We start from the raw sequence: 11,185 nt of genomic DNA on the forward strand, positions 1-11,185 counted from the left end.
CTGAAGGACGCACACGAGGCCCGGGTTGCAGCCCGGCGAGAACTACGCCAGGATCCCCTATAACCCCTCCCGCGACTGATGGGTATTTAAGACCCGATCTGGTGCATTTTCTCTGACACACCTCGACTTCAGGTGCTCTCCCGCGAGGAGTGTCTTACCCTGCTGTCCACCACACCGATCGGGCGCATCGTGTTCACCGATCGCGCCCTGCCGGCCGTGCAACCGGTCAATTTCCATCTCGATGGCCGGTTCATCGTGATCCGCACCTCGATCGGATCCAAACTGGCCGCCGCCACCCGCCAGGCCGTAGTGGCCTTCGAGGCCGACGAGTTCAACCCAGAGCTGCGCACAGGCTGGTCGGTCACCGCGGTGGGACACGCCCGCGCCGTCACCGACCCCACCGAGATCAACCGGCTGGCCGCGCTCCCCCTGATCACCTGGGCGCCCGGCAGCCGGGATCACTACATTGTGATCGAGGCCGAGCAGGTCTCCGGCCGCCGCATCGTCGGCCCCGCGACTCAACGGAGCGGCTCCACAACATTGACGCAGGGCGCCACCCGGGTGCTCGGCGTGGACGAGCACCCGGGACTAGGGCCTGTACGGGGTTCGGACCATGAGGTTGCGGATTCTCCCACGCGATGCCGTCCGGCCTGGTTGGCAACAGGGCAGGACGCGTGGTGACCTTACCGCCGACGATCCGCCGTTCAGGGTGGCCAGGGCGGCAGACGGACCCGAAGGCCGCCCCGGCATCGTGATAGCGGGGTGGTGACTGTCAGGGGTAGAGAACCAAGAGCTGGTAGTAGCGGGCCGACCCGGAATGGACACTGCTCATCCGCAACACGCCAGCTCAACCAACCCCTGAGAAGGATCCGCACCCAATTTGGCTTCGTGCCTACGCAGCCAGCGCTGCGAATGTGAGGTCCTCGTTGGAGCGGGGGGCATGCCCATCGGCTTTGGAGTTCTTGAGGCACCCTGACCGTGTCGATCCGGTCCATCGGGTTGGCGTCCAGGAGATCGTGGCCGACCGCCCACTTGGCGAAGGAGGCGCTGCCTTCCCCGCGGCCGGACCGGAGGACTGCAATGCCAGGCTGCCGCCGCCCGCATCCAGCAGGCGGCGGGTCAACGTCAGCTCGTCAGGTCGCGCCGGTGAGGCGGCGGCGGAACACCCAGTACGTCCAGGCCTGGTAGGCCAGGACGACCGGGGTGAAGATGGCCGCGACCCAGGTCATCACCGTCAGCGTGTACGGGGTGGAGGCGGCGTTGGTCACGGTGAGGCTGTTGGCCGGGTCGAGGGCGGGCAGCACGTTCGGCCACAGCCCGGTGAACAGCGCGGCCACGACGGCAATCACGGCGATCGCGCTGGCGGTGAACGCCCACCCGTCACGGCCGCGCAACGTCGCCACCACGGCGCCGGTCAGGCCGAGCGCGACCAGCGCCACCGCGGCCCACCAAGCCGGCCTGCTGCCACCGCCTGCGGCCAGCAGGAACGCCATCACCACCAGGATCGTCACCGGGGCAAGGGTCTTGGCGAAGCGCGAGGCGCCCTGGCGCAGCTCGCCCGTGGCGCGCAGGGTCAGGAAGATCGCGCCGTGCAGGGTGAACAGCAGCAGCGTGGCCAGCCCGCCGAGCAGGGCGAACGGGTTGAGCAGGGTGAGAAGGGTGCCGGTGTATTCGTGGTCGGCGTCCAGGGGCACACCGCGCACGATGTTGGCGAAGGCGACGCCCCACAGGAAGGCCGGCCCGAGCGAGCCCCAGAAGAAGGCCCGGTCCCAGCCGCGCGTGCTGTCGGATTTGCTCCGGTACTCCAGCGCCACCCCGCGTGCGATCAAGGCCAGCAGGATGAGGAACAGCGGTAGGTAGAAGCCGCTGAACAGGGTGGCGTACCACTCCGGGAACGCGGCGAACGTGGCGCCGCCGGCCACCAGCAGCCACACCTCGTTGCCGTCCCACACCGGGCCGATCGTCTTGACGATGGTGCGCCGCTCCACCTCCCCCTTGCCGAGGAAGGGCAGCAGGATGCCGACGCCGAAGTCGAAGCCCTCGAGAACGAAGTAGCCGGTCCACAACACGGCGATCAGTACGAACCAGACAGTGGTGAGTTCCATCGTGGCAATCCTTCAGTAGCTCAGGGCTGGGGCGGGCTCTTCAGGAGCCGTTTCCTCGTGCGGCCCGATGCGGATGAACTTGATCAGCAGCCGGACCTCGATGACCGCCAGCACGGCGTACACCAACGTGAAGCCGACCAGCGTGATCGCCACCGAGGCGACGTCCACGCCCGGCGAGACAGCCGCGGCGGTCCGCATCATGCCGAAGACGGTCCACGGCTGGCGGCCCATCTCGGTGAAGATCCATCCCAGGGTGTTGGCCAGGAACGGCAGCCCTATCCCGGCGATGGCCAGCCGGTAAGCCCAGCGACTCGCCGGCAACCGGCCGCGCCTGGTCAGCCAGAGACCGGCCAGCGCCAGCAGTGCGGACAACGCTCCAAAGCCGATCATCAGCCGGAACGACCAGTAGGCCAGGCCGACCACCGGCCGGTAGTCGCCAGGGCCGTAGAGCGCCTGGTAGCGGGCCTGGATGTCGTTGATGCCCTCGACCTTGCCGTCCAGGGTGTTGGTGGACAGCAGGCTCAGCCCGTACGGGATCTGCAGATTGATGTGGTTGCGGCCGTTTTCGACGTCGCCGACGGCGAACAGCGAGAACCCGGCCGCGCTCTCGTCCTCCCACAGGGCCTCGGCGGCGGCCATCTTCATCGGCTGCTGCTCGGTCATGATCTGCGCCTGCCAGTGACCGGAGAACGACACCCCGACAGCGGAGACGAGCGCGACGACCAGCGCGAGCCGGGCCGAGGTCCGGAACAGTGTCACATCCCGCTTCTTCAGCAAGAACCACGCGCTGATGCCGAGCACGAACGCTGCCGCCGTCAGGAACGCCCCGAAGATCACATGCGGGAAGGTGACGAGGGTGGTCGAGTTGGTGAGGACGGCCCAGATGTCGGTCAGCTCGGCGCGGCCGTTGTTGATGCGGTAACCGACCGGGTGCTGCATCCAGGAGTTGGCCGCGAGGATGAAATAAGCGGAGATGTTGGTGCCGATGGCGGCCAGCCAGATCGTGGCCAGGTGCAGCTTCGGTGACAGCTTGTCCCAGCCGAAGATCCACAGTCCGAGGAACGTGGACTCCAGGAAGAACGCCATCAACCCTTCCATCGCCAGCGGCGCCCCGAACACGTCCCCGACGAAGCGCGAATAGTCACTCCAGTTCATCCCGAACTGGAATTCCTGCACGATCCCGGTCACCACGCCCATCGCGAAGTTGATCAGGAACAGCCGTCCCCAGAACCGGGTCAGCCGCAGGTACTCCGGCTTCTTCGTCCGGTACCAGGCGGTCTGCAATCCGGCCACGATGATCGACAGACCGATCGTGAGGGGTACGAACAAGAAGTGGTAGACGGTCGTGATGCCGAATTGCCAGCGGGAGAGGTCGAGCACATCCATGCGGCCAGATTGGAGGTTGGCCGCTTCGCCGCGTAGGGCCGAGCGGCTCTGCCCTGAAGGACCTTAGTCCCATGCCAATCTGTGTGTCCTGTCGACGGTCGACGTTCTGCATGCCTCTCATACGTGAGGCTGGATCCGCGTGCCGCAAGCCGGTGACCATGAGCGTCGGCGTCTCGGAGTGGAGGCCAAAAGAGCCGAGATGACGGACCTTTGCCCCTATATGGCGGCCAGTGCCACGGGTGAGTGTGGGAGCGAGCTCCTCATGGTCCTGACCCACGAGTGAGCGGGCTGCGGGAGGTACGTCATGATCGAGCGGCTGAGCATCGGCGACCTGATGACGATCTGGGCGGAGGAGCCCGGCTCCGCGGCGAACATGAACATCGGCGTGGCAGGCGTGCTGGAGCATCGTGGCCGGGTGGACGCCGAATCGTTGCGGGCAGCTGTGGATGCCCGCTTGGACCGCGTGCCGATGCTCCGGCGGCGGCTCCTGCGCACGCGATTCGGGCAGGGACGGCCGTTGTGGGTGGACGACGACGGCTTCGACCTCGCTCGCCACGTGCAGATCACACCGCTGCCACCGAACGTGGACTTCCTGGACTGGGCCGCCACGCGCGTAGCCGAGCCACTGGTCCTGGACCGCCCGCCGTGGCGCCTGATCTTCGTCACCGGCCTCGACCAAGGGCTCGGGCTGGTGATCGCGCTGCACCACGCGCTCGCCGACGGCGCGGCCGCAGTCGCCCTGGCCTCAGCGCTGCTGGACACCTCGCCCGGTGCGCCCGTGACGCCGTCGTCGTGGACCCCGGTCCCGATGCCGTCCCCGGGCAGCCTGGTGCGAGACGCGACCGTGGCGAAACTCACCGCCCTGCGCCGGGCAGTGATCGGACTCACCCACGCCCCGCGCACGCTACGTACGGCACGCGCCGGCCTGTCGGCGATGTCGGCCGCACTCGGCACCCACGTCACCCCTCTCCCGTTGCCGGTGGCCCGCGACGGCCGCCGCGGACTCCTGGCCATCACCTGGCCGCTGGCCGATATCGCACGGATCGGACACGTGCTCGGGGCCACCGTGAACGACGTGGCTCTGACCGTCACCACCGCTGCGATCAGGCACATGCTCTCCACGGCAGGCGAACCCGTCACGGGCCGGACGCTCAGGATGACGGTGCCGGTCGCCCCTGCTCCCGGAACGCGCAACAGCCAGGGCACCGCCCCCATCATCGTCTCCGTACCGATGGACCTGCCCGATCCGCTCCTGACGCTCGCGCGGATCATGGAACAGACGACCGCCGCCAAGGCCTCCCCTGCCCGCTCCCAGGCCGAACTGGTCCCCTCGCCGCTCATCCCGCCGTTCGTCATGCGCCGCGGCATGCGCTGGCTGCGGCGGCACGGCGGGGAACGTGTCCATTTGTACGTGACCAACGTGCCGGGCCCGCCGACGCCCCTGTGGCTCGACGACATGCGCCTGACATCGGTCTATCCGATCGCCCCGCTCGTGGGTGGGATGCCCATGGCCGTGGCGGTGATGTCGTATGCCGGCACGCTGGCGATGACAGTCAACGCCGCGCCAGGCTTATCCGAATTACGTTCGTTCAAGGCGGGAGCTCGAAACGCCATGGAGGTCCTCGGCCGACACCTGCTCGTTCCGCACCCCCGGAACTGAGTCGTCACGTGCCCTTGGATGAGGACCGCCATTGCTCGTAGGCCGCCACGGCGGTCGGCAGGGTCGGGAAGAGGAAGTCCTCGCCGATGGCCGCGGCCAGGCCGAACGCGTCGAGGGAGGTCCGCAGGTCCTGCTTGACTCTGGCCATGGCGAACACGACGCCCCGGCGGGCCAGTTCGGCGCGCAGCGACTCGACGGCATCCAGCGCGGTGGCGTCCACCTCCACATTGGCTTCGGCGTTGAGCACGAACCACGACACAAGGCCTTCGTGCTCATCGACCGCGGCCAGAGCACGACGCCGGAAGTCCTGGGCATTGGCGAAGAACAACGGGGAGTCGTAGCGGTAGACGACCAGCCCGGGAATGGTCCGGGCGTCGGGATAGTCGTCGACGTCGTGCATCCCCGCCAGTCCCGGGACGATGCCCAGGATCGCGTCGTGCGGGCGAGCCACCCGGGCCAGCATCTCCGCGACCGACAGAGCCACCGCCAGCAGCACGCCGTACAGGATGTCGAAGACCAGCACCCCCGCGAACGCGGCCAGAGCCAGCAGCAGCTCACTGCGGCGAAAGGCCGCCAGCCGGCGGAAGGCAGCCACATCGATCAGCCGTATCGCGGCATAGATGACGATCGCGCCAAGCGCCGCGGTGGGAAAATCGGACAGTAGCGGCCCAGCGAACAGGACGACCGCAACCACGGCTGCCAGGGCGACAAGCGAGTACATCTGAGTACGGCCACCGGCCGTGTCGGCCAGGGCGGTACGGCTGCCGCTGCTGCTCACCGGAAACCCATGCAGAACGCCCGCGCCAAGGTTGGCCACGCCGAGGGCGAGCAGTTCCCGGTTGGCGTCGATCTGCTGGTCGTGCTTGGCGGCGAAGGACCGTGCGGTGAGCACGTTGTCGCTGTAGCCGACCAACAGCACTCCGAGCGCGGGCAGCAGCAGGTGCTGCAGGTCGGCGAGCGCTGGAAGGGCGGGCGCGGGCAGGCCCGCGGGGATCTCCCCCACCACCTTGATCCCGTACCGCTCCAGCCCGAACAGCGTGACGCAGGCGGTGGCCAGGAGGACGGCGAGCAGCGGAGCTGGGATCCATGGCAGGCGCCATTGGGTGAGGAACAGCAAGGCCAGCACTCCGACCGCGAGCAGCAGGGTCCCCGGATGGATCTCCGGCAGACCCCGTGCGAACGACAGTAGTTCGGCGATGACGCCGTCGCCCGACACCGGCACCCCGGTGATCTTTCCGGGCTGGCCGACAATCATGATCACTGCCACGCCCGCGAGATAGCCGACCAGAATCGGCCGCGACAGCAGGTCGGCGACGAAGCCGAGCCGGAGCAACCGGCAGGCCAGGCAGAGCAGACCGACAGCGACGGCGAGCCCGGCCGCGAGGGTCGCGTACCGGTCCGGATCACCCGCCGCCAGCGGTCCGATCGCGACGGCGGTCATGAGTGCGGTCGTGGACTCGGGCCCTACGGACAGCTGGCGCGAGGAGCCAAGCAACGCGTACAGCGCGAGTGGCGCCAAGATGGCCCAGATCCCTGCCACGGGCGGCAGCCCTGCCACGGTGGCGTAGGCCATGACCTGCGGTATCAGGTAGGCAGCCACGGTGAGCCCGGCCAGCACATCACCGCGCAGCCATGCGCGCCGGTACGGAAGGAACGTGAGCATGCCCGTCAGTGTCGCACCGCCCAAACCGTGCCAGCGCCCGGACTTGGAGCCTGCGGCCCAACGACGCACTAGTCGCTCCACCAGGTCAGGTGAGGGCCACGCTGAGGAATCCCTGAGCCGGTCCTGTCTCGTGCGCGCCACTTGCCGCTCGCCCTGCTTCGCATGCGCCTCGGGCACATAATGGCGCCGTCGAGCCTGGTCAGGCCCGGCGGTACCGAATCCGCCTGATGGCCACCGCCGCGCTGGCGGCGATGAGCGCGCCGCTGACCCACACCCTGGGGTTCGTCGCGGTCGGCCGCTTCTGCAAGGTCAGCGGCGCCAGATCGAGGTGGATGGATCTCGGCCCGGGTTCGCGGCTGAAGACCACGCGGGCGGTGGCGAGGCCGAAGTCGGACAGGTCGATCCGGAAGACATACGGATCCTCCTCGTCGTCGGGATGGAGGAGAAAACCTCTGTAGAGGGCCGGAATCGGGCTCAGCGCTCGAAGCCAGAGTCGGCCACGCCGCACGACGACTTCGGTACCGGCGCCGACCATGGACCACGTCTGCATGTCGGTCAGCTGGGCATGAGGCCGGTACCAGCCGACGAGGTCGCCCCAGATCTCGGGGTGGTGCGGGATGGCGGTGCGGATGGCCGCGTCGGGGGCGTCGATCGCGTGGCCGAGGAGCCGTCCGGTTTCGGCCGGCAACCACATGAGCGCGTTCCTGGCCCCGTTGGTGAAGGCCATGACGCCGACCGCCTGCCGGGGGGCCACGAAGATCTGCGCGTTGAAGCCCGGAAGTATGCCCTGGTGCTCGATGGCCGGGTGGCCACCGAGGTCGGCCCGGAAGAACGCCAGCCCGATGCCCGGGACCCGGGGGTCGGGTTGATAGTGAGGCTCGTACATAGACGCGAGCGTCGCCGGCTTGAGCACGGAGCCGTGCTCGTTCGCGCCGCCGCCTGCCAGGACCGCGAGGTAGCGGGCCATGTCCCTCGGGGTGGAGTACGCGGACGCGGCCGCCGCCGTGATCCACTGACGGTCGACGATAGGCTTGGGACCATCGGCGGCCAGACGGTATCCGGTCGCGAGGCGTGAGGTGATCCGGTCGGATCGGACGAGGCTCGTGTCGGTCATGCCGAGCGGCTCGAAGACGTGCTCGCACAGGTAGCCCTCCAAGGGCTGCCCGCTGACATCCGCGACGATCTGGCCCAGCGTGGCGAAACCATGGTCGGTGTAGGTGAACGTCGTACCGGGCTCGGCGGCCAGCCGCAGATCGCCGCGATAGTGCTCCGCCAGGGTTGGTAGCGGCCGGCCGATCTCGACGCTCTCCCCGAACCAGCCGCTCCGAAGCGCCTGGGTGGGATAGACCATCTGCGGAACACCGGCTGTGTGGGTCAGCAAGTGCCGCACCGTTGCCGCCCGGTGGGCTGGTCTGGCGGGAGTCAGCTGGTAGGCGCGCAGGTAGTCATCGGCGGGCGCGTCGAGGTCGATCAGGCCCTGCTCCCACAGCTGCATCACGGCGATCGCGGTGAAGGTTTTGGTGATGGAGGCGATCCGGAAGACAGTGTCCTCGGTGATCGGCGTGTTCGACGCGATGTCGGCGACGCCGTGTCCGTGGAAGAATTCCAGGGCTCCGTTGCGGACCACCCCCAGGGCCAGGCCGACGGCGGGCCGGCGGTTGAGGATCTCATCGACTATGGCTTTCATCTCGAGCTGATCCATGCTCTGTCCTTTCCACATCTTCTCCGGGTGGCAGGTCCCTCACATCGACGCTGCTCCGCGATCCGGGTTGAGAGAAAAAGGCAATCGACCCATACGCGGCGGGTCTTATGCTCCCGAGCACTCCATCGCGGAGGGATCAGGCCGAACCTTCGGGAGGGAGCGCACTGTGGGTGGCCGCAGGAGGCACCTGGTCTGTGGCATCGGGCTTGGGGACGGCGCCGGAGGGAGCCCACGCCTACCAGTAGCCGAGGATCTTGAACCAGACCGCGCCGGCCCCCATCCACACGGCGATGTTGACCGCGGCGACGACCAGGCCGTTGCGCCACCACTCGGTCAGCGTCACGTAGCCGCCACCGAACAGGACCGGTGCCGGACCGGAGGCGTAGTGGGTCAGCCCGCCGTACAGGGAGCTGATGAAGCCCAGCACCAGCGCGGCCATCATCGGCGGGGCACCGGTGGCCAGGGCTGCGGCCAGGAACGCGCCGTACATCGCGGCGACGTGCGCGGTGTTGCTGGCGAAGGCGTAGTGGGAGGCGAAGTACACAAGCGTGAGCAGGACGAACGCGACCTGCCACGACAGGCCTGCCGCGGCCCCGGTGATAGAGGTGCTGAACCACCCGACGACGCCCAGTTTCTGCAGCTGCCCGGCCATCATCACCAAGACCGCGAACCAGGTCAGGGTCGTCCACGCCGATTTGTCGCCGGCGAGATCGTTCCAGGTCAGCACCCTGGTGATCAGCAGCACCGCAACGCCGGCGAACGCGCTGGCGGTGGCCGACAGGGCCCAGAGCTGGCTGCCGAGCGACCACAGCGTCAGCAGCATCACGAACACGCCCGCCATGATCCACTCGGGGCGGGACATCGGGCCGAGTTCGGCCAGCTGGGCGCGGGCCTGCCAGGGCGCCTCAGGGGTATCGCGCAGCTCGGGGGGAAACACCTTGTACAGCACTGTCGGGATCACGGCGAGCGCGATGAGACCGGGTACGAGTGCGGCGACCGTCCACGTCAGCCAGCTGATCTCGACGCCCTGCTCGCCGGCGAACTTCTGCACCAGAGGGTTGGCGGCCATCGCGGTGGCGAACATGGCGCTGGTGATGACGTTGACGCCCATCGCGGTCGCCGTCAGGTAGGCGCCGAGCCGGCGGCGGGTCTGGTCGTTCGGCCGTGAGTCGGCCTGTTCGCTCAGCGAGGTGATGATCGGATACAGCACGCCGCCGGAGCGGGCGGTGTTGCTGGGCGTAGCGGGCGCCAGGACCAGGTCCGTCAGCGCGAGGCCGTAGCCGAGGCCAAGGCTGCGCTTGCCGAGCATGGCCACGAACCACAGCGCCACCCGCCGTCCGAGTCCGGTCTTGGTGACGGCGATGGAGATGAAGAAGGCAGCCACGATCAGCCAGATGGTCGGCTCGGCGAACCCGCTCAACGCGACCGCCGGCTCCAGGACACCGGCGACCATCGTGAAGGCGAGCCCGGTCAGCGCGACAGCGGCCAGCGGCATCGGCTGCGCTATCAGTCCGAGCACGGTGACGACGAAGATGGCCAGCACGGCCCAGCCGCCCGGTTTGACGGCTTCAGGCTGCGGCAGCAGGTAAATGATCAGTCCGGCGGCGACGGGTACGGCCCAGCGCAGAGCCGTCCACCACCATCCGTCTCGTTCGGCCGATACCGGGCTCGGGGGTTCTTCGGCTGGAGCCGTAACATGATGTTTCTCCCATCACTGCCGATCACGCGTTTTAGATTGCGTGGCCAGTGTGGGCCCCCAGACTCTTGGTGCACTTGAAGCGAAAGTCACCAACAGCAGGGTCTTTGGACCCATGCATCCCGCTCAAGATCGGTCCCAGATCAGCGGCAGCTCGAGCCGATCGTCCCGTTCCCAGACGAGACTCTCGCGGACGTCCACGACGCCGCCGAGTCCCTTCGTCATGTGCACGGCCGCCTCCGCCTCGGTGCGGGTCGAGGTATAGCCGGACAGCGTCACGATGCCGTTCTGCACCTGCACGACGATCCCGGTCCGGTCGTTCCATCTGGCCTGCTCGGGGATGGTCTCCTCGACCCAGCGCTTGAGCTCGGCGTCGTCGCGCACGTACGCCTTGAGCAGATCACGCCTGCTGACGATACCGATCACCCGCCCGTCCCCGTCCACCACGACGAGGCGCTTGACGCCGTGGGTGTCCATGAGCTGGGCGGCCGTCACGGTGGAGGCGTCCGGCGAGACTGTCACCGCCGGCGCCGACATCAGCTCGGCCGCCGTGGCGGCCTCGGCCTTCTCCTGACCGTCCTCACCGCGCCCGGCCAGCCTGCGGCGCAACCGGGCACGCAGCCGCGGCCGGTAGCCCTCACCGTAGTACTGCTCCCGGAACTCCTCCTTGCGGAGCAGATCCGCCTCGGACACCACGCCGGCGACCCGCCCGTCCGCACCCAGCACGGGCACGGCACTGACCCCGCGGCGCACGAGCAGCTCGGCGACCTCCTTGAACGGCGTGCCCGCCTCGACCGAGGCCACGTGCGTGGTCATCACGTCTCTCACACTGATCCGCACCATCGGAAAACGGGCGGAGTTGCATCTGATGAACCATTCAGCGCGCTCGAATACTGACGAAGCCACAGCTCAGAGGACTAAGCAGAGACAGCTTGTCGCTTGATTGGCAGATCTGCCAGGACCTCTTGCGCCT

8 protein-coding genes are annotated in these 11,185 nt (G+C 68.1%); 2 read left to right on the forward strand and 6 right to left on the reverse strand.

From position 1 onward, the window contains the following. The first annotated feature begins 132 nt into the window (after positions 1 to 132). Positions 133 to 681 (forward strand): pyridoxamine 5'-phosphate oxidase family protein, encoded by a 549-nt coding sequence (locus tag ACTWQA_RS57650; RefSeq protein ID WP_443167259.1) that lies wholly within the window; start codon positions 133 to 135, stop codon positions 679 to 681. A gap of 452 nt (positions 682 to 1,133) precedes the next feature. Here the strand turns inward: ACTWQA_RS57650 and cydB are convergent, their stop codons facing one another. Both cydB and ACTWQA_RS57660 read right to left on the reverse strand, forming a co-directional pair. Then, positions 1,134 to 2,105, reverse strand: a complete 972-nt coding sequence (cydB, locus tag ACTWQA_RS57655; RefSeq protein ID WP_443167260.1) for a cytochrome d ubiquinol oxidase subunit II — start codon at positions 2,103 to 2,105, stop codon at positions 1,134 to 1,136. A gap of 12 nt (positions 2,106 to 2,117) precedes the next feature. Beyond that, positions 2,118 to 3,491 carry a cytochrome ubiquinol oxidase subunit I gene (locus ACTWQA_RS57660; protein ID WP_443167261.1) on the reverse strand — a complete coding sequence of 458 codons (1,374 nt, stop codon included), beginning with the start codon at positions 3,489 to 3,491 and terminating at the stop codon, positions 2,118 to 2,120. A gap of 304 nt (positions 3,492 to 3,795) precedes the next feature. Between ACTWQA_RS57660 and ACTWQA_RS57665 the strand changes: the two genes are divergently transcribed. Next, the gene (locus tag ACTWQA_RS57665; protein ID WP_443167262.1) at positions 3,796 to 5,151 is read left to right on the forward strand and encodes a wax ester/triacylglycerol synthase domain-containing protein; all 1,356 of its coding nucleotides are present in this window, start codon (positions 3,796 to 3,798) and stop codon (positions 5,149 to 5,151) included. A 4-nt stretch (positions 5,152 to 5,155) separates the two neighbouring features. Here the strand turns inward: ACTWQA_RS57665 and sulP are convergent, their stop codons facing one another. The 4 genes from sulP to ACTWQA_RS57685 form a co-directional block, all read right to left on the reverse strand. Beyond that, positions 5,156 to 6,814 (reverse strand): sulfate permease, encoded by a 1,659-nt coding sequence (sulP, locus tag ACTWQA_RS57670; RefSeq protein ID WP_443167263.1) that lies wholly within the window; start codon positions 6,812 to 6,814, stop codon positions 5,156 to 5,158. A gap of 199 nt (positions 6,815 to 7,013) precedes the next feature. Then, positions 7,014 to 8,516 (reverse strand): serine hydrolase domain-containing protein, encoded by a 1,503-nt coding sequence (locus tag ACTWQA_RS57675; RefSeq protein WP_443167264.1) that lies wholly within the window; start codon positions 8,514 to 8,516, stop codon positions 7,014 to 7,016. A gap of 235 nt (positions 8,517 to 8,751) precedes the next feature. Beyond that, complete coding sequence (locus ACTWQA_RS57680; protein WP_443167266.1) at positions 8,752 to 10,143, reverse strand: anion permease; 1,392 nt, start codon at positions 10,141 to 10,143, stop codon at positions 8,752 to 8,754. Between the two features lie 195 nt (positions 10,144 to 10,338). Next, a complete protein-coding gene (locus ACTWQA_RS57685; RefSeq protein WP_443167265.1) occupies positions 10,339 to 11,028 on the reverse strand; it encodes a CBS domain-containing protein in 690 nt (229 codons plus the stop codon). Positions 11,029 to 11,185 lie beyond the last annotated feature (157 nt).

This window comes from Nonomuraea sp. 10N515B, from assembly GCF_052245915.1.
Classification (GTDB): domain Bacteria; phylum Actinomycetota; class Actinomycetes; order Streptosporangiales; family Streptosporangiaceae; genus Nonomuraea.

Excerpts from the sequence above, each read along its gene's own strand:
- cydB (WP_443167260.1), bottom strand. The coding sequence starts at position 2,105 with ATGGAACTCACCACTGTCTGGTTCGTACTGATCGCCGTGTTGTGGACC.
- ACTWQA_RS57660 (WP_443167261.1), bottom strand. The coding sequence starts at position 3,491 with ATGGATGTGCTCGACCTCTCCCGCTGGCAATTCGGCATCACGACCGTC.
- ACTWQA_RS57665 (WP_443167262.1), top strand. The coding sequence starts at position 3,796 with ATGATCGAGCGGCTGAGCATCGGCGACCTGATGACGATCTGGGCGGAG.
- sulP (WP_443167263.1), bottom strand. The coding sequence starts at position 6,814 with ATGCTCACGTTCCTTCCGTACCGGCGCGCATGGCTGCGCGGTGATGTG.
- ACTWQA_RS57675 (WP_443167264.1), bottom strand. The coding sequence starts at position 8,516 with ATGGATCAGCTCGAGATGAAAGCCATAGTCGATGAGATCCTCAACCGC.
- ACTWQA_RS57685 (WP_443167265.1), bottom strand. The coding sequence starts at position 11,028 with ATGACCACGCACGTGGCCTCGGTCGAGGCGGGCACGCCGTTCAAGGAG.